This is a genomic window from Actinokineospora inagensis DSM 44258, from assembly GCF_000482865.1.
Classification (GTDB): domain Bacteria; phylum Actinomycetota; class Actinomycetes; order Mycobacteriales; family Pseudonocardiaceae; genus Actinokineospora; species Actinokineospora inagensis.
Map to the genome: position 1 here is coordinate 110,565 of NZ_AXWW01000022.1, position 17,497 is coordinate 128,061.

Here is a 17,497-nt window from a genome sequence, read left to right on the forward strand (position 1 = left end):
AGCGTCGAGACCGTGGGTGTGGTCGGTGCGGGGGTAATGGGGCGGGGCGTGACAATCGCGCTGCGCCAGGCCGGATTCTCGGTCATTCTGGTGGACCGCACCGAGGAAATCCTGGAAGGCGTACAGCGCACGATCGCGCAGGACGCGCGGCTGTACACCCTGCTGTCGCCCAAGACCGCGATCACCGGCGACGAGGTGCTCGCCGGAACGCGATTGCACACCGATCTCGACGCGGTGGCGAAAGCGGATCTGGTAATTGAGAACGCCACCGAGCGGTTCACCGTCAAACGGCCGATCTACCAGCGGCTGGGCGAACTGGTCGCCCCCGGTACGCCGATCGGGGTCAACACCTCGGCCATCCCGATCACCCGGCTCGGCGGGCTCACCGGCAGGCCGGAGGACGTCATCGGCACGCACTTCATGAACCCGGTGCCGCTCAAACCGACCGTCGAGGTCATCCGCGGCAGGCGCACGTCCGAGGAGACCATCGGCCGGATGCGCGAGTTCGTCGACGCGCTGGGCAAGAAGAGTGTGTTGGTCAACGACTCGCCGGGGTTCGTCACCAACCGGGTGATGATGCTGACCGTCAACGAGGCGGTGTTCCTGCTGCACGAGGGCGTCGGCACCGCCGAGGACATCGACCGGCTGTTCGTCGAGTGCTTCGGGCACACGATGGGCCCGCTGGAGACCGCCGACCTGATCGGCCTGGACACCGTGCTGCTGTCCATCGAGGTGCTGCACGACGAGTTCAAGGACAGCAAGTACCGGCCGTGCCCGCTGCTGACCAGCATGGTCGACGCCGGGCTGCACGGGCGCAAGAGCGGGCGGGGATTCTTCGACTACGAGGGGCGCGGGAAATGAGCGAGGACAGCTTGGGCCGGATCCGGGAGTTCGTGCTGGACAACATCACCGAGACCGACCTCGCCGACTCGGATGACATCTTCGAGCGCGGCCTGGTCCGGTCGATGTTCGTGATGCAGTTGGTCGTGTTCGTCGAGCAGGAGTTCGGCATCTCGGTCACCGGAGACGACCTCCAGTTCGACCATTTCCGCAGTGTCGACCGGGTCGACGAACTGGTCAACCGCAAGCTTTCCTCGGTCTGATGTCCACGCTCCTGGTACCGCTGGACCACCCGGTTCCACCCGAATTGGCCCCGGAACTGGCGAAACGGTTGTTCTTCGTGTCCAGCGCGATAACCGAGTTCGACCTCGTCGCCGAGGACGGTGTTATCCGGGCGGTCGAACTGACCCTTTCCGGCGATGTCGTCGAATCCGAGGTCAGCGCGAAGGTCGGGAAGGTCGTGGCCACCGAGGTGCTCACCCAGCGTCCGCTGCCGCCGAAAGTCGTGTGGCGGTCCGCGGTCACCCGGGACGCCTTCGCCGACCCGTTCCCGGAGTTGCTCGCCGCCGACGCCGCGTTCGTCTCCGGCGAGGGCCAGGTCGGGTTCGGCGAGCCGCTGCTGTCCCTTGTGGACTACCTGGACGGCAGGCTGCGCGCGATCGCCTTGGCACTGCCCCGATCCCGCGAGTTCCGCTACCCGACCCTGCTGCCGACCGGGGTGCTCGACCGGTTCGGCTACTTCGGTTCGTTCCCGCAGTTCGCCATGTTCGTCACCCGGCTGCACAACGACATCGAGGTCTACTCCGGTTTCGTCGAACGCTACCGCGATTCCGGGCGGTTGCCCGACGACCTGTTCGCGCGGTGCGCCAACCAGGACTACTGCCTGCCGCCGACGATGTGTTACCACACGTACCACCAGTACACCGGCCGCTCGCTGCCGGAAGACATGGTGGTCACCGCGCGCGGCAAGTCCTTCCGGTACGAATCCCGCTACCACACGAGCATGGAACGCCTGTGGGACTTCACCATCCGCGAGATCGTGTTCCTCGGCGGCGAGGAGTTCGCCACCGGTTGCCGCAACACGGTGATGAGCGCGGCGTACGCGCTGCTGGAAGAACTGGACCTGGTCGGTTTCTGCGAGGTCGCCAACGACCACTTCTTCGGCAACGCGGACACGGCCGGGAAGATCCTGTCCCAGCGGATGATGGAGCTGAAGTTCGAACTCCGCGTCCCGGTCGCGGCGGACCGGACGATCGCCGTCGGCTCGTTCAACCTGCACGGCCACTTCTTCGGTGAGTCCTTCGACATCACCGGCCCGGACGCGACCCCGATCGCCAGCGGCTGCGTCGGCTTCGGCCTGGAGCGGTTGGCGTACGCGTTCCTCTGCCAGCACGGCCCTGACCCGGCGGGGTGGCCCGCCGCCGTCACCGACCGGATGGGAACCACAGGTGCAGCTCAGCACTGACCAGCGCGACAACCAGACCGCGTTCGCCCGCTTCAGCGACGAACGGCTGCTGCCGCACGCCAACGCGTGGGACCGCGCCGAACGCCTCGACGACTCCGTCATCGCCGACCTGGCCGCCGCCCGCTGGCTGGTCCCGACGTTGCCCGCCGAGGCGGGCGGGCAGGCCATGGCCGCCGAGACCTACGGGCTGCTCAGCGAGGAGCTCGGCCGCGGCTGCGGCTCGGTCCGCAACCTCGTGGCCGTGCAGGGCATGGTCGCGCACGCCATCCTCAAGTGGGGCAACGCGGGTCTGCGCGACCGCTGGGCGCCCGCCATCGGCACCGGCGAGGTCATCGGCTCGTTCGCCCTCACCGAACCCGAGGTCGGCAGCGACGCCCGCAACGGCACCACCACCGCCCGCAAGGTCCTCGACGGCTACGAGATCACCGGCACCAAGAAGTGGATCAGTTTCGCCCAGCGGGCAGGCGTGTTCCTGGTCTTCGCCCGGCTCGACGACGACCCGGCCGCGTTCGTGGTGGAGCGCGGCACACCGGGGCTGACGGTGGACCCGATCACCGGTCTGCTCGGTCTGCGCGCGTCCGAACTCGGCGAGATCCGGCTGGACTCGGTGGTCGTCCCGGAGACGAACCTGGTGAGCCACGGTCGGCTCACCTTCGACCTGGTCGCCACCACGTCGTTGGACTACGGCCGCTACAGCACCGCGTACGGCGCGGTCGGGCTGGCGCAGGGGTGTCTCGACGCGAGCCTGGACTACGCCCGCGACCGGGTGCAGTTCTCGGTCCCGCTGGCCGAGCACCAGTTGGTGCGGCGCACGCTCACGGAGATGGTCACCTCGGTCGAGGCCGCTCGGTTGTTGTGCCGCCAGGCCGGTTCCATGCGCGGCTCATCCCACCGCGACGCGGTGCGGCAGACGTTGATCGCCAAGTACTTCGCCACCCGGGCCGCCTACCAGGTGGCCACCGAGGCGGTGCAACTGCACGGTGCCAACGGGGTCGGGCCGGACTACCCGGTCCAGCGGCACCTGCGGGACGCCAAGATCCAGGAGATCATCGAGGGCACCACGCAGATCCAGCAGATCCAGATCGCGGACCTGACCCTGGCCCGGAGCTGACTCACTCGCCCCGGTAGGTGCAGCCGGACGTGCAGGTCTCGCGGACGGTGATCGTGGACAGCGGCAACGCGTCCACGAGCCGGGCCCACAGCCAGCGGGCCAGGATCTCGCTGGTCGGGTTCTCCAGACCGGGGATCTCGTTGAGGTAGTAGTGGTCCAACTCGGCGATGACCGGTTTCACCGCGGCCTTGAGGTCGCCGAAGTCCATCACCCAGCCCGCGACCGGGTCGACCTCGCCGCTGACCTCGACGACCACCCGGTACGAGTGCCCGTGCAGCCGCGCGCACTTGTGGCCGTCGGGCACGTTCGGCAGCCGGTGCGCGGCCTCGAAGGTGAACTCGCGGAAGATGTCCATCAGGCGATCCCCAGGTACTTGTGGGTCTGCAGGCTCAGGTGCCACTGCGGGTTGCGCAGGCAGTACTCGACGGTGGCCTTCGTGTTGGCCTCGACGTCCGGGCCGTCCATGGGCTGCAGCAGGAAGTGCGCGAAGTCCAGGTGCTCGAACCGCTCGGGCGGCGCGTCCGGCTGCGGGTAGACCAGCTTGAGGTCGTGCCCGGAGGTCAGCACGACCGGGGCGGTCGACTTCGGCGACACGCAGATCCAGTCCAGTCCGGGCGGCGCCGGGCGGGTGCCGTTGGTCTCCACAGCGACCTCGAAACCGACCGCGTGCAGGGCGTCGACCGCGGCCTTGTCCAGTTGCAGCAGGGGTTCGCCGCCGGTGCAGACGACGTACGGCCTGCTGCGCGGGTGCGCCTCGCCCGCCCAGGCGGCGGACACGGCGGCGGCCAGGTCGGCGGCGGTGGCGAACCGGCCGCCGCCGGGACCGTCGGTACCGACGAAATCGGTGTCGCAGAAGGTGCAGACGGCCCGGTGCCGGTCCTGCTCCCGGCCGGTCCACAGGTTGCAGCGGCTGAACCGGCAGAACACCGACGGCCTGCCCGCGTGCGTGCCCTCGCCCTGCAGCGTGTAGAAGATCTCCTTGACCAGGTACATCAGCCCAGCGCCGGGTCGGTCAGGCCGAGTTCGGCGAAGCCGCGGCCGCGCAGCAGGCACGAGTCGCAACTGCCGCAGGCGCGGCCGTCGACCGGGTCGTAGCAACTGTGCGTCAGGCCGTAGTCGACGCCGAGTTCCCGGCCGCGGCGAATCGTGTCCGCCTTCGTCAACGCGACCAGCGGCATGTGGATGGTGAGTCTCTGGCTGCCCTCGACCCCGGCCTTGGTGGCCAGGTTCGCCATTCGCTGGTACGCCTCGATGTATTCCGGGCGGCAATCCGGATAACCGCTGTAGTCGAGCGCGCTGACCCCGATGAAGATGTCCTGCGACCCCAGCGTCTCCGCCCAGGCGAGCGCGAAGGACAGGAAAATCGTGTTCCGGGCGGGGACGTAGGTCACCGGGATGTCCTGGGTGACACCGTCCACACTGTCGTGGTGCGGGACGGCGATCGCGTCGTCGGTCAGCGCGGAGCCGCCGAAGACCCGCAGGTCGATGTCGGCGACCACGTGCTGGGCGGCGCCCAGCGACGTGGCGACCCGGGCCGCCGCGTCCAGTTCCACCGAGTGCCGCTGGCCGTAGCGGAAGCTCAGCGCGTAGGTCTCGAAGCCATGGTCAGCCGCGATCGCCAACACCGTCGCCGAGTCCAGACCCCCGCTGAGCAGCACAACCGCCTTCGACTTCGTCTCCGCCACGCCCGTCCAACCCTCGTTTCCCGACCGATTCGTCCAGCCCAGCCTACTCCGGCCGGTCCGAGCGGCCGCGTCGGTGACGGGTGTTCACGCTGGTTAGACTGGGTGGATGCGGGCCTCGCGGGTATTCGTGACCAATCGGGGGAGCGAACACCGGCTCCCCCTGTTCCTGCCGGTGTACCAGCCGCACCGCCAGCACGGCCTGTTGGAGAGCTGGGCGGACGGGCCCACCGTCGACGGTTGCATCGTCAACTCGTATTTCCTCTACAAGCAGCGCGATCTGCGGGAACAGGTGCTGCGGCAGGGCCTGCACGACTACCTCGGCGTCTCCGGGCTGGTCACCACCGATTCCGGCGCGTTCCAGGGCTTCACCCGCAAGCTCTACCTGGACAACCGCGACATCGTCCGGTTCCAGGACCGCATCGGCAGCGACATCCTCGCCCCGCTCGACCTGGTCACCCCGCCCGGCGACTCCCGGTCGGTGGCCGAGGCGAAGCTCACCGCCACCGAGAAGCGGATCAAGCAGGCGCTGGGGCTGGTCGAGCGCGGCATACTGGCGGGGGTCACCCAGGGGGGTCGGTACATGGACCTTCGGCACCGCAGCGTGCGCACCCTCCGCGACTACGGTGTCCGCTACCTCGCGTTGGGCAGCCTGGTGCCGTTCTTCAACCGCAACCACGACATGACCTTCGTCGGGACCGTCGCCAAGGACGCCCGCGAGGTCATCGGGCCGGACGTGCCGATGCACCTCTACGGCGCGGGCGACCCGTGTGAGCTGCCGTTCCTGGTGGCCTGCGGTGTCAACATCTTCGACTCCGCCTCGTACGGCCATTTCGCCCGCGACGGCTGGTACATGACGCCGTACGGCGCGATCCGCGACGCGGGTCCGCTGCGCGCGGGGGAGTACCGCTGCGACTGCCCGGCCTGCGCCGACGAGCCCACCGAGTTCCCCGAGGGCGAGGACCTGTTCCTGCACAACCTGTGGACGATCTGCCACACGATGGACGAGATCAACAAGCGGCTGGACGACGACACCCTCGACGCATACCTGGCCGAGATCCTCGAGGTGCACAGCGCGTGGTTCCCGAACAGCGCGCTGGAGCGGTCCTGGCGCGAGCTGGTGGGCTGAGCCATCAGCGACCTGATGCGGTCCCTCGCGGACGACCTGGCCGGGGACGTGGTCCGGCGCTACCGCATCGAGCACGACCAGGCGGTGGACATGGTGGTCGAGTCGTTCGGTCGTAGCCGGGCCCTGGTCACCGCTGTCGCGGCCGCGGACTCGGTGGAGCAGGTCAAGCGTCTACGCGTATACCGAGACGCCGCGACGACGGCTAAGAAGGAGATCTACCACCACCTCCGCCGGTACCGCCCCGCGGAGTCTTCGGCGTCGGACGCGGTTGATCGACTGGTAGCGCTACCGGTGTCGTCGGACGAGCGCGCCGCCGCTGTGCGGGCCGTGGTGGCCAACCACGTCAGCACGGCCGAACGACTCGGTGAGCTGGACGGGTTCTTCAGCCAACTGTTCGACCACATCGGCCGCCCGGACACGATCGTCGATGTCGGCTGCGGGGTGCTGCCCCTGGTATTCCCCCTTGACGACCCGCCGGTTGGCCAGTTGTGGGCCGTCGACACCGACCCGGAAGCCATCCGCGCTGTCTCCGCCTACGCCCGCGGCGACGAGCGCGTCCACCCCGTGCGCTGGGACCTCACCGAGGACTGGCCCGCGTTGCACGCCCGGGGGTTGCCCAACCGGGTCGACGTCGCGCTGGTGCTGAAGGTGCTCCCGGTGGTGGCCCGACGTGCGCCACAGGCACTCGACGTGCTCGCCCGCACCCCCGCCGACCTGGTCGTGTTCTCCGGGTCCCGCACCGCGATGGCCAAGCGCCAGGACATCGAACGCCGCGAAACCGGGGTGCTGCGCCGCTTCCTGGCCGAGCACGGGTTCACCGAGGTGGGTGAGTTCCGTACCGCCGATGAGGTGTGCCTGGTCGCCCGTCCGGTCGGCTGATCGGAGCGCTCCCCGCGGTTATGCTGGCCTCCCCGACCGCCCACGGAGGCCGCCGTGATCCCGACAATCCGACTCGACGACATCGTGGCCCGCGCACCCGGCACACTGGACACGATCCACGCCGCCACCAGGGAAGTCGGTCTGTTCTATGTGGACGGACTCGACCCCGACCTGCGCACCGAACTCTTCGACGTCTCCCGCCGCTTCTTCGCCTTGCCCGCGGCCGACAAACAAGCCCTGTCAATCGCGAACTCGGCGAACTACCGGGGATATGTTGGCGTGGGCGAGGAAAGCACCAACGGCACGGCCGATCTGAAGGAGTCCTTCGAGTTCGGCAGAGACGCCGAGGCACCGGCGTCCGACAACCCGCCGCCGTACTACCAGATGTACGGCGGGAACCAGTGGCCTTCGCTGCCCGGCTTCCGGGCGGCTCTGGACGCCTATTCCGCTTACCAGGCACGCGTTGGCACGGCGGTCATCGAGGCACTCGCGGCGACGCTGGGCCAGCCACCCGTGTTGGGTACGCCTTCGTCGCCGTTCGGATCGGAACTGTGCTCATTCGCGCGAGTGATCTACTACGCCAACCCAGCCGGATACGCCCGCGAAGAAGCACGGCTCGCCGCGCACACCGACAGCGGGATGGTGACGGTCAGCCTCCAGGACACGCCCGGACTGGAAGTCCTGACGACAGCGGGGGAGTGGCTGGAAGTCCTCCCCCCAGCCGGGTGCTGCGTCGCGTTCACGGGTGAACTGTTGGAGCTGTGGAGCAGCGGGTACTACCGGGCGTGTGTACACCGGGTACACAACCAGGCACTTCGGGGTGACCGGATTTCGTTGATCACGTTCTTCATCCCGGATCTGCGGAGTGTTCTCACACCGTTGACCTCTGCTGATCATGACCGGCTCGCGGCGGCGAGTGTGCCGAGGGGTAATTCTTGGCTGGGGTCGGAGTCTGGGCCGTTCGTGGTGGGGGAACGGGAGTGGGAACGGGTGGGGGAGATCTTTTAGTTGGCTGCGGGGTTCTGGTTGTTCGCGGGGCCTACGCGGCCGAGGACATGCGCGCCAAGATCCTGCTCGTCGACTACGCCTCCCACTCCACCACATCGACCCGCTGCGCGCGGAGATCACCACCGCCTTCGCGGACAGTTGGCCCCGGCCGTCGGCGATCCCGTTCCACTCGACGGTGTCCGCCGAGCTGACCGGCACCCGGGAGTTGACCGCCGACTACTGGTTCACCAACCTGCGCTCCACCGTTCGGTTCGGCGTCGGTCGTAGGGCTTGTGGTCGTTCGTGGGTTTATGGTCGATTGTGGGGCTAGTCGGCAACCCCTTCGGGATCTTTGCACCACCGTGCGCACCAAGGATTCCCTTCAAGCAAGGGGTAACAGTCCCTAGTGGACAGGCGCTCAGACCCTTGGCACGTGGCCAAGCTGACATCAAGATAAGCCCTGACCAGGGAAAATGGCTTAAGTTAGTGGCATTGTGCCTGGGGGTTGGTGGTTGCCCGCGGGCTTCTGGTTGTTTGTGGGGTGTCTGCGGGTTTGTGGTTGCCCACCAGGGTTGTGTTTGTCCGCCAGGGTTGTAGCTGTCCACCGAGGTTGGCAGTTGTCCACAAGGTTTGTGGTTGTTCACAGGGCGAGGTTTGTGGGCGACTGGTGATGGTGATTCCCGGTAGGGTTGATTCGGGGGGTGCTTGGGGCGGTTGATCTTGGAGGGGTCTCTGGGCTTCGGCTTCGCCTCGCTGTTCGGCCTTGTCGCCTGGCGGCGACGCCGGCCACTGGCGCCAGATTAAAGCTGAAGTGCCCGTTGTGGTGAAGTTGTTTTGTTTGGGGCCCCTAGCGGTAGCCTGGGTAAGGCTAAAAGGCGGGGCCACTGGAAAGCGTGGCCTTACCCGCCGGCCGGCTTAGGCCACCGCTCCCCCCAAACAAAACAACTTCACCACAACGGGCGGTTGGGATCGGCGGGTTTCGAGGCGCGCGGTGCCAGAGTGGCGCTTCGTCGATTTCGGGCGGGTTTCGAGGCGCGTGGGTGGGCTGGCGGCCCTTGTCGATGAGGGGCGGGTTTCGAGGCGCGCGGGGCAAGTTCTGTGTGTGTGTGGGTTATCACACGGTGGTGTGGTGGGGGCGCGCGGTGCAGGAGTGGCGCTTCGTCGATGGTTGAGTCGGTGCTGTGGTTGGAGTCTGTTGGCCTTCCGAAAAATGTGCTCCTGCTCCTGCCTCTGTGCCTCTGTGTGGCTAGTGTGCGTCGGCGAATTTGAGGTGGACGCGGTTGCGGGTTTCGGTGTAGAGGCGGTCGATTTGGGTGATGTCGGTGCAGTCGTAGAAGGCGTCGTAGCAGTAGAGCCAGTGGACGCGGTTGGCTTTGGAGCCGTTGCGTGGGGGGATGTGTTGGCCTTCTTGGAGGTACTTCTGTTCGAAGCTGAACTCGGGTTGGGCGTGGACCCAGGATAGGCCGTCGAGTTCGGTGAAGGTGCCGGATTGGTGGGCGTTGACGAAGACGCCGAGGGTGAAGCCGTCGCGGCCGTGGAAGTGGGCGGGCATGGGGTCGCCGACCATGAGGGTGAAGCGGAGTTGGCGGGTGTCGATGCCGAACCAGTTGTCCAGGGTCTTGGGGACGGCGCCGCCGCCGAGGCGGGGGTTGAGCTCGATCATGTGGACGCGGTCGCCGTCCCACTTGAACTCGATGTGGACGAAGGTGTCGTCGACGCCGAGGCGGGTGATGGCGTCCTGCATGACGGTGTGGATGGTGGCGTGTTCGGCCTCGGTGAGGAACGGGGTGGGGCACAGGTTCGCGGTCTCGAACCGGTAGGCGCCGTCGGAGTCCCAGAAGTACTTCTCCTGGGTGAGCAGGCTGGTGAGCTCCCCGTGTTGGACGAACGCCTCCAGGGACAGCTCGCGGCCGGTCACGTACTCCTCGACGAGCAGTTGGGTGCGCGGGTCCCACAGCCTGCCGTCGTCGGTGCCGTAGGTGTGGATGTTGCTGTCCTCGGCGAGCTGGGTGAACACGGTGGAGATGAGGTCGTAGCCGGTTTCGGCGTCCTCGACGAACTCGACGTACGAGCCGCCGCTGCCCCAGATCGGTTTGACGACGAACGGGTAGCCCAGGTCCGCGCCGAGCTCGGTGACCAGCGCACGGCTCAGGTCGTCGCGGTTGATGACGCGGGCCCTGGTGGGCAGGGTGTCGGCGAGCACCTCGCGCAGCAGGGGTTTGATGCGGCAGTTGAGCTGGCCGCGTTTGCCGGGGAAGGTGATGCCGAGCCGGTCGGACACGCCGAGCTGCATGTGCCACACGAGGTCGTTCAGCGTGACCCAGTTGGCCAGTTTTCCCCGGTACGGGGTCAGGACCTCGGTGACGGCGTCGGTCGAGTACACGTCGGCGCAGGCCACGACCAGGTCGGCCTTGCCGGTGTAGCGCTCGACCATCTCCGGCCGGGCCAGCACCAGCGAGCGCAACCCCATGTCGCGCAGCAGGCCGCAGCGGATCTCGACCTCGCCGAAGCTCTCCAGGCCGGGCAGCGCGACATCGACGTAGTACGCCTCGGCCGCCGCTCCCGACGTTCCCGTGCGGTCCTGCATCTCTCACCCCTGTTGACTCGATCGACCGCGCGCACCAGGGGACGTGACCTGCGCGTCGACTGGACGAAGTCGACCCGCAACGCCGCGAGAGCCCCCGATCGCGCTCATGCGTCTGGGTCGATCCTAGTGCGGTTGGCGGGCGATTGCGAACAACAGCAACGAGTTCTCAGCAAAAGGTGGCGAAATCCAACCCATCCAGCGATGTGGTCACTGAGTGTGCGGGCTCCCCATACACGACTGTGGCGATCCGCGCCAGCGTGCGCTGTACTTCGCTTGCGGGGAGCCGAACCGGGCCGTACTGGCGGCCGAAGGGCTTGTACAGCAACCGTACTGGCGCGTCTACGCGCGGAATCCGGTAGTCCACAGCCAACTCCGCGAACCCCACCGCCCGGAAAGGACCTGGTTCTGTCTCCATGCCGAGCTCGACGTACCAACCGCGCGCGGTTGGGCTATCGCGGAGGAACTGACACTCCACCCTCGCGACAAGAGCGCGGAACTGCCCACGCAACTGCCCATCCAGCGTCACGTACCCGCACAGTCCGGCCGTCTCCAACGTGAACAGCGACGCCATGCCCTCGACGACGTCACCGTCCTCGTACAACAACCCCCACAGGTGATAGCCGGTTACCTCCGTCAACGCGCGGTCGAACTCGGGCTCGTCCACTGCCAACTCGCTACCGTCGAACGCCTTCCGGTAGCAGGCCAGCACGGCGGGCAACTGCGGGTCGTGCGGTCCAGCTACGTCGTACACGCGTAGTGGCGAGTCGAGTCCAACGTACGCTGACAAGGACAACGTCGGCACGTGCGCCACTTCGCGCAGGTAGGTCGCCATGTCCTGGTATTCGGGACTGCTGCCAGGGTCATCGATGCGCATGGCCCACCGCAGGTACTCGTGGACCGCCGCCCGCACAGTGTCCGACTCCACCACATCGGCCTGGGGGAACGACTTGACGATGAGCAGGAGGTTCGTCACCGGCTCTTGGCCCTCTGACAAGGCGGGCTGCACATAGGGGAAGTCCAGACCCCGGTAGCCCCAACGCCCCCAGATCAACACCCGCGCGACCGGGTCCAGGTTGTCCGCTACATCGGATGGTGCCCGGGGATCGTTCACCTCTGCGATGACGTGCCCGAGCGGTATGCCCTTACCCGCGCGGGCATCCTTGTCCAGCAGGCGTTCGGTTTCCGTCAAGAGTGCTCGACCGGTCCCACCCCGCCGCGCGTCCGGTAGCACCATCAGGAACTCGATGACCCCGACGTTCGGCTCCGACAGGTAGTCGGACACCGAACAACCGACAGGGCTACCGTCGCGGACAGCCAGCACGATGTGGTAGCTGTTTGGCCCGTACCAGCCCTCTTCGCGAAGACGGAGGTACTCGACCATGTTCTCCAGCGACTCACGCTCGTCCGGGTCGGGAAACTCCTTCTCGTAGTGGTCGTGGTAGAACGCGGTCAGCCGCGCGAGGTCCTGCGGCCCGTAGGTGAGGTCGTGGAACTCGATCGTCATGCCTTGGCCACCTGCGACAGGTAAGAGGTAAGAACCTCCGGCAGCTTGCACGCCGCGTAGTCCTCACGCTCCAGCACCGTAGGCAGCGCTTGACGCACGCGGCCAGCGAACCCACGTGCCTTCAGCGACTCCAGCCACTCTTCGTTGAACAGCATCTCCTTGACAGACTCCCCATGCGGCGGTGCGAACTCGACGGGCTTACCGCATCCACACTCGTCTATCGCGCAGGCGAAGCTGAGCGTGACGTTCGGCTTGGCTGCCAGGATCGTTTCCACCGACGCGCGGATCTTCGTCACCAGTTGGCACTTGAGCATGGAGTAGGTGACCTCGTCCGCCACGTTGCCGTGTTCGAAGAAGGTCAGCATGTTCCGCCACTGCTCCAACGGCTGCGGTGAGCCGTTCGGGCCGCCTACAACCAGGATCGCCCAGATGTACGCCGAGTAGTACCGCCGGGGCCGCGCCCCCACCGGTCCACCCGCCTGTTGGATCTGCTTGGTGACCTCCAAGACCAGCTCACCCTGCCCGAGCGAGGCGTGGTCCTCGTCGCCGTGGCTGTTCTGCGGCTGCTGCGCCGCGCACAGGTCCTCCGGATCGATGGTGGTGGCGTTCTTCAACACGCCGATCACCACCGACCGCACCGCCAGCGTCGTGTACCCGCCCCGGACCTTGCGCATCGGGATCTCGCGGGCCTCGCCGGACGGGGTGGCGAGCGTGATCGAGTTGTTCTCGTCGCCGTAGCCGAACTGCGCCAGCTTCTGCCCGACCCAGCGGTCGCAGGTGCCGAACGGCGCGCTCGGCCCCCACGACGCCCAGCAGGTGAACAGGTTGGCCTGGAACGCCCGCAGGTCCTCCAGCCCGTTGTCCGCGCCCAGCATGACCTGGCCGTACCCGTCGATCGACTTCACCCAGTCCTCGTCGAACCGGGACAGCAGGCCGGACAGCAGGTGCAGCGGGGCGACGAACCCCTCCTCCACCCGGATGGTGGACTGGAACACCTCCGGCGCCGGGTCGATCAGCGAGTTGCCCGCCTTGCGGACCCGGAAGTACCGGACGATGTCCGCCTCGGCCCTGGCGATGTCGAAGCAGGTGGGCACCGTGATCAGCGCGCCGCTGGCGCCCTTCATCAGCTCGCCGAGCTGGGCGCGGGTCCGGGCGTGCCAGGCGCGCTGGTCCGCCCGGAACCCGCGCAGCGCGGCCCGGTACTCCGATCGGTGTCGGTACTCGTATTTGTCCGGTTTGGTCGGCCGCGGGTGCAGCAGTTCCGACTCGGCCCGCATGCAGGCCGCCCGGTACAGCTCCTTGCGGGTGAGCCCGAAGCCGAAGAACCCGATCACCGCCGCGGTCGCGCGCAGCACCCGGGACACCCGGAACCGCCGGTGCACGGTGCGGTTGAGCAGTCGGATCGCCGGTCGCACGTACAGGAAGACGAACAGCAGCCCGGCGATCACCGGCAGGCCGATCTGGAAGAAACTGTTGACGAATTCCACCACAGCGGCCTCCGCGCACCTGGACCGGATGATCAACCGTACCCCGTGGTGGCGGCGGGTCCAGGTCAATTCCAGGACACTCCCAGCATCTTGTGGCGCAATTGTGGCCGGGTGAACAATTGCCGGGAAATCGCTGGGTTCCGGTGGCTATCGCGGGTCGATCGGCACCCGCGCGGGTTGCCGCGCCTCGATCTCGGCGGCCGCCGAGAGGCACAGGTCCTCGCGGTACCGCGGTCCGATCAGTTGCACCACCGGGGGCGCTGCGCCGTCGATGTCGACGGGGAGCGCGACGGCGGGCAGGCCGAGCAGGTTGACCGCGACCGCCATCCGCATCGACGCCGGAAAGCCCGCCAACCAGGCCGGATCCAGGTCGACACCGACCGGGAACGCCGGGTGGGTGCGCACCGGGGCGAGCACCAGCGGGGTCCCGGACATCCACTCGTCCCAGGTTCGCGCGATCTCGGCCCGCTCGGCCATCGGGTCGACCGAGTGCTCGCCTTGGGCCTCGGTCCAGACCGGCTCGAAAGTCGCCCAAAACCTGGCGAATTCGACGGAAGTGACCGTTTCGACCGGTGTTTTCCGGTCGTGGATCCGGCCGAACCGGCTCATGATCTGCGTGTGCAGTTCGGCTGCTCGCTCTAACGCGGGCACCGGGTGTTCCTCGACGACATAACCGGCATCGATGAGCAACTCGGCTGCCTTGTGCAGAGCACGGGCAATGCCCGCGTCCACGTTGAGTCCACTGGCCAGGTACACGCGTTTCGGCAGCGGTGGACCGTCCAGCGGGGTGCCCACCATGTGTTCGAACACCATCCGCAGGTCGCGCACCTCGCGGGCGATGGGGCCGTGCGTTGTCAGCAGTTGGAACGCGAAGGGCGCCGTCTCCGTGATCGGTACGCGTCCCAACGACGGCTTCAACGCGGCCACACCACAACACTGGGCGGGCCAGCGCAACGAGCCCGCGCCGTCGTTGCCCAACCCGATCGGCACCATCCCGGCCGCGACGGCGGCCGCGTCACCGCCGCTGGAGCCACCCGCCGTCAACGTCGCGTCCCACGGGTTCCGGGTCGGGCCGTGGATGTCGTTGGCGGTGTGCCAACGCATGCCGAACTCCGGCATGTTGGTGCGGCCCAACACTGTCGCACCCGCCGCTCTCACTCGCGCGATGTGCTCCGCGTCGCGCTCGGCGGGCTGTCCACGCACGACACCGAACGTGCTCGCCATGCCTGCGACATCGATGTTCACCTTGACCGTGACCGGAATCCCGGCCGGTACCTCGTCCGGCACGTCGACGATCGCGTTCACCGCCGGGTTCACCTGCTCCACCCGGCGCTGGTGGCTGTCGACCACCTCCCTGGCCGACACCGCGCCCGCGCGGACCAGGTCGACCAGCCGCCACGCGGGCATTTCCCAGAGTTCCACCATGATCTCCTCCCGTTGATCACCGCAGAAGCTAGGGCGCCGCCGGGAAAAACTGCAGTCTTGTTCTTCTCGCCGGGCTCAGCCGTAATCCGATCGGGTGGACCGCGCGCCGCCGTCCGCCGGAGCCGCCGGAACTGTCGGTGCCCCGGGTGAACCTGGTCCCGGAAACGAACCGAGGGGGAGACATGGGGAAGAAGCAACCCGCCGCCACGCCGCTGGCCGAACTGTCGGTACCGGTGTGGTTCGGGCACGCGGACGAGGTGATCGGCGCCGGTCTGTGGCGGTTGGCGCGATCGCTGCCCGCCGCACTGGGTTTGGTGGCGCGCACGGGCTGGCGGGCGGACAAGACGGCCATGCTGGTGGCTTTCGCAGGCCAGGTCGTGTCCGGCCTGGTGACCGCGCTCGGCCTGTTCGCCGTCACCGGCGTGCTGACCTCGCTGTTCGTCACCGGGCCGACGCCGCAGCGGCTGCTCGCGGCGGCTCCCGCCCTGGTCGCGCTGGTAGCCGCGTACGCGACGAAGGGGCTGGCCGACACGGCGGTGTCCTGGGCGACCGAGCGGCTCAGCCCCAAGGTCCGGCACCGGATCGAGCGGGAGCTCGCCGTGGCCGTCTCCCGGATCGACCTGGTCACCTTCGACGAGCCGGACTTCCACGACGACTTCGAACGGTCCCGGTACGGCGGCATGGACGCCATCGACTCCGCCACCTACCAGGCCGCGGTCGTCGTCGGCGGGTTGATCTCGTTGGCCGCCACCGCCACCACGGCCGCGTTCCTGCACCCGCTGCTGCTGCCGGTCCTCCTGCTGTCGGTCGTCCCGGAAACCTGGGCGACCCTGCGCAACGCCCGGCTGGAGTACCAGTTCCTGGTCACCATGATCGAGACCCGGCGGCGCCGGTCGCTGGTCACCGACCTGTTGGCGCACAAGGAGTCCGCGGCCGAGGTGCGGGCCTTCGGGGCGCAGGATTTCCTGCTCGCCGAGCACGACCGGCACTCGACCGTGATGGAGCGCGCCCAGGTCGCCCTTGGCGCACGGCAAACCCAGGTCGCGCTGGTCGGCCGCGCCCTGTCCGGCACGGGGATCGCCCTCGCCTACGCAACGCTCGGCTGGTTGCTGTACTCCGGCGCCACGCCGCTGGCCGTCGCGGGCGCCGCGCTGCTGGCCATCCGCACCGTGCGGTCATCGCTCACCCAGGTCGTGCTCGCCGCGAACCGGCTGTTCGAGAAGTCGCTCTACATCGCCGACCTGCGGGTATTCCTCGCGCACGCCGCGAACCACACCCGGCCGCTGGTCGGCGCGGCCGCACCCGTCGATCCGGCGGTCATCTCCGTGCGTGGACTGTCGTTCAGCTACCCCGGTGCCACCCGGCCTGTGCTGACCGACGTCGACCTGACCATCCGGCGCGGGCAGGTGATCGCCCTGGTCGGCGAGAACGGCTCGGGCAAGTCCACCCTCGCCAAGCTGCTCGCCGGTCTCTACCAGCCGACCAGCGGGGTGATCACCTGGGACGACGTCGACCTTGCCACGGTCGATCCGGGCTCGGTGGCGGACGCGGTCGCCGCCGTCATGCAGGAGCCGACCCGGTGGCCGCTCACCGCCCGGCACGCCGTGACCCTCGGCCGTCCCGACCGATTAGACCCCGACGGGCACCACCTGGTCCGGGCGGCTCGCGACTCCGGTGCCGACGCCGTCGTCGCCACCCTCCGGCACGGCTGGGACTCGTTGCTCACCACCCGCTTCCGCGACGGGCACGACCTGTCCGGCGGCCAGTGGCAGCGCCTCAGCGTCGCCCGCGCCCTCTACCGGGACGCGCCGGTGCTGATCTGCGACGAACCCACCGCCGCCCTCGACGCCCGCGCCGAGGCCGCCGTCTACGAGTCCCTGCGCACCCTGCACACCGGCCGCACCGTCGTCCTCATCACCCACCGACTCGCCTCCATCCGACACGCCGACCTCATCGTGGTCCTCCACCAGGGCCGCGTCCTCAACACCGGAACCCACCACGACCTGATGACCACCACCCCCCACTACGCCGACCTCTACAACCTCCAAGCCGCCTCCTACCGCGACGACCCGGCCGACCAAGCACCCTTGTCCAGTTCATGACCCGCAGCCTCGAAGCCCGACGGGCTGGACTGGTGTTGCGGGTCATGACGTTGGTGATGGTTGGTTGGGCCTGAGACGAGGGGACGGGTCTTTCGGAGGCAGGATGCAACTGCGACCAACACATCCGCCGACCGGACAGACCCGTCCGTGCTCCACCGTGACGGCCCCGCTGTCGGTCGAGGGCCGCCACACCGCCTGGTCCGACGCTGCCGCACCCGCCCGATCGCCCATGTCGCCGCCGAGACGGGTGTCTCCCGCCGATGCGCCTGCAAGTGGGTCAACCGCTATCGCCGCTTCGG

At 68.0% G+C, this 17,497-nt stretch carries 15 protein-coding genes and 1 pseudogene; 9 read left to right on the plus strand and 7 right to left on the minus strand.

Going from position 1 to position 17,497, the window contains the following annotated elements; genetic code table 11:
• Nucleotides 1-18 precede the first annotated feature (18 nt).
• Genes H504_RS0109410 through H504_RS34095 form a run of 4 tightly spaced genes read left to right on the plus strand, consistent with a single transcriptional unit; the run spans nucleotide 19 to nucleotide 3,416 of the window.
• Complete coding sequence (locus tag H504_RS0109410; protein WP_281173607.1) at nucleotides 19-861, plus strand: 3-hydroxyacyl-CoA dehydrogenase family protein; 843 nt, start codon at nucleotides 19-21, stop codon at nucleotides 859-861.
• A complete protein-coding gene (locus H504_RS0109415; protein WP_026422583.1) occupies nucleotides 858-1,103 on the plus strand; it encodes a hypothetical protein in 246 nt (81 codons plus the stop codon). Before H504_RS0109410 ends, H504_RS0109415 begins: the two co-directional genes overlap by 4 nt.
• Nucleotides 1,103-2,305 carry a class-II aminoacyl-tRNA synthetase family protein gene (locus H504_RS41900; protein ID WP_051385659.1) on the plus strand — a complete coding sequence of 401 codons (1,203 nt, stop codon included), beginning with the start codon at nucleotides 1,103-1,105 and terminating at the stop codon, nucleotides 2,303-2,305. The genes H504_RS0109415 and H504_RS41900 overlap by 1 nt, the downstream gene beginning before the upstream one ends.
• Entirely contained in the window at nucleotides 2,289-3,416 is a 1,128-nt protein-coding gene (locus H504_RS34095) for an acyl-CoA dehydrogenase family protein (protein ID WP_035303796.1), read from the plus strand. The genes H504_RS41900 and H504_RS34095 overlap by 17 nt, the downstream gene beginning before the upstream one ends.
• Nucleotide 3,417: 1 nt before the next feature.
• On the opposite strand, the gene queD is transcribed toward H504_RS34095, so the two are convergent.
• Genes queD through queC form a run of 3 tightly spaced genes read right to left on the minus strand, consistent with a single transcriptional unit; the run spans nucleotide 3,418 to nucleotide 5,101 of the window.
• Nucleotides 3,418-3,771, minus strand: a complete 354-nt coding sequence (queD, locus tag H504_RS0109430) for a 6-carboxytetrahydropterin synthase QueD (protein ID WP_026422584.1) — start codon at nucleotides 3,769-3,771, stop codon at nucleotides 3,418-3,420.
• On the minus strand, nucleotides 3,771-4,409 hold the full coding sequence (gene queE / locus H504_RS0109435) for a 7-carboxy-7-deazaguanine synthase (RefSeq protein ID WP_245614145.1): 639 nt from the start codon (nucleotides 4,407-4,409) through the stop codon (nucleotides 3,771-3,773). Before queE ends, queD begins: the two co-directional genes overlap by 1 nt.
• Nucleotides 4,409-5,101, minus strand: a complete 693-nt coding sequence (queC, locus tag H504_RS0109440; protein ID WP_026422586.1) for a 7-cyano-7-deazaguanine synthase QueC — start codon at nucleotides 5,099-5,101, stop codon at nucleotides 4,409-4,411. Before queC ends, queE begins: the two co-directional genes overlap by 1 nt.
• A gap of 106 nt (nucleotides 5,102-5,207) precedes the next feature.
• Here queC and H504_RS0109445 point away from each other — a divergent pair, with 106 nt between their 5' ends.
• The 3 genes from H504_RS0109445 to H504_RS34100 are packed head-to-tail and all read left to right on the plus strand — an operon-like array spanning nucleotide 5,208 to nucleotide 8,114.
• Nucleotides 5,208-6,227 (plus strand): tRNA-guanine transglycosylase, encoded by a 1,020-nt coding sequence (locus H504_RS0109445; protein ID WP_026422587.1) that lies wholly within the window; start codon nucleotides 5,208-5,210, stop codon nucleotides 6,225-6,227.
• A gap of 15 nt (nucleotides 6,228-6,242) precedes the next feature.
• Nucleotides 6,243-7,106 (plus strand): class I SAM-dependent methyltransferase, encoded by an 864-nt coding sequence (locus H504_RS0109450; protein WP_026422588.1) that lies wholly within the window; start codon nucleotides 6,243-6,245, stop codon nucleotides 7,104-7,106.
• 54 nt (nucleotides 7,107-7,160) lie between these two features.
• Nucleotides 7,161-8,114, plus strand: coding sequence for an isopenicillin N synthase family dioxygenase (locus tag H504_RS34100; RefSeq protein WP_051385660.1), 954 nt, complete (start codon nucleotides 7,161-7,163; stop codon nucleotides 8,112-8,114).
• A gap of 1,225 nt (nucleotides 8,115-9,339) precedes the next feature.
• Here the strand turns inward: H504_RS34100 and H504_RS0109460 are convergent.
• The 4 genes from H504_RS0109460 to H504_RS34110 form a co-directional block, all read right to left on the minus strand.
• Nucleotides 9,340-10,680, minus strand: coding sequence for an ATP-grasp domain-containing protein (locus H504_RS0109460; protein WP_026422589.1), 1,341 nt, complete (start codon nucleotides 10,678-10,680; stop codon nucleotides 9,340-9,342).
• Between the two features lie 166 nt (nucleotides 10,681-10,846).
• Entirely contained in the window at nucleotides 10,847-12,184 is a 1,338-nt protein-coding gene (locus tag H504_RS38555; protein ID WP_051385661.1) for a GNAT family N-acetyltransferase, read from the minus strand.
• On the minus strand, nucleotides 12,181-13,671 hold the full coding sequence (locus tag H504_RS0109470; RefSeq protein ID WP_157440307.1) for a hypothetical protein: 1,491 nt from the start codon (nucleotides 13,669-13,671) through the stop codon (nucleotides 12,181-12,183). Before H504_RS0109470 ends, H504_RS38555 begins: the two co-directional genes overlap by 4 nt.
• Nucleotides 13,672-13,818: 147 nt before the next feature.
• Nucleotides 13,819-15,093: an amidase family protein gene (locus H504_RS34110; RefSeq protein WP_211239291.1), complete on the minus strand. Its 1,275-nt coding sequence runs from the start codon at nucleotides 15,091-15,093 to the stop codon at nucleotides 13,819-13,821.
• A gap of 185 nt (nucleotides 15,094-15,278) precedes the next feature.
• On the opposite strand from H504_RS34110, the gene H504_RS0109480 reads away from it, so the two are divergent.
• Together H504_RS0109480 and H504_RS42970 are read left to right on the plus strand one after the other, a co-directional pair.
• The gene (locus H504_RS0109480) at nucleotides 15,279-17,198 is read left to right on the plus strand and encodes an ABC transporter ATP-binding protein (RefSeq protein WP_026422591.1); all 1,920 of its coding nucleotides are present in this window, start codon (nucleotides 15,279-15,281) and stop codon (nucleotides 17,196-17,198) included.
• Nucleotides 17,199-17,301: 103 nt separating this feature from the next.
• Nucleotides 17,302-17,497 (plus strand): annotated as a pseudogene (locus tag H504_RS42970) (helix-turn-helix domain-containing protein); the annotation flags it as partial.

Bases quoted from the DNA above. Each gene is read 5' to 3' on its own strand.
- queD (WP_026422584.1), bottom strand. From the start codon at position 3,771: ATGGACATCTTCCGCGAGTTCACCTTCGAGGCCGCGCACCGGCTGCCG.
- H504_RS0109445 (WP_026422587.1), top strand. From the start codon at position 5,208: ATGCGGGCCTCGCGGGTATTCGTGACCAATCGGGGGAGCGAACACCGG.
- H504_RS38555 (WP_051385661.1), bottom strand. From the start codon at position 12,184: ATGACGATCGAGTTCCACGACCTCACCTACGGGCCGCAGGACCTCGCG.
- H504_RS0109415 (WP_026422583.1), top strand. From the start codon at position 858: ATGAGCGAGGACAGCTTGGGCCGGATCCGGGAGTTCGTGCTGGACAAC.
- H504_RS41900 (WP_051385659.1), top strand. From the start codon at position 1,103: ATGTCCACGCTCCTGGTACCGCTGGACCACCCGGTTCCACCCGAATTG.
- H504_RS0109450 (WP_026422588.1), top strand. From the start codon at position 6,243: ATGCGGTCCCTCGCGGACGACCTGGCCGGGGACGTGGTCCGGCGCTAC.
- H504_RS0109480 (WP_026422591.1), top strand. From the start codon at position 15,279: ATGGGGAAGAAGCAACCCGCCGCCACGCCGCTGGCCGAACTGTCGGTA.
- H504_RS0109460 (WP_026422589.1), bottom strand. From the start codon at position 10,680: ATGCAGGACCGCACGGGAACGTCGGGAGCGGCGGCCGAGGCGTACTAC.
- queE (WP_245614145.1), bottom strand. From the start codon at position 4,409: ATGTACCTGGTCAAGGAGATCTTCTACACGCTGCAGGGCGAGGGCACG.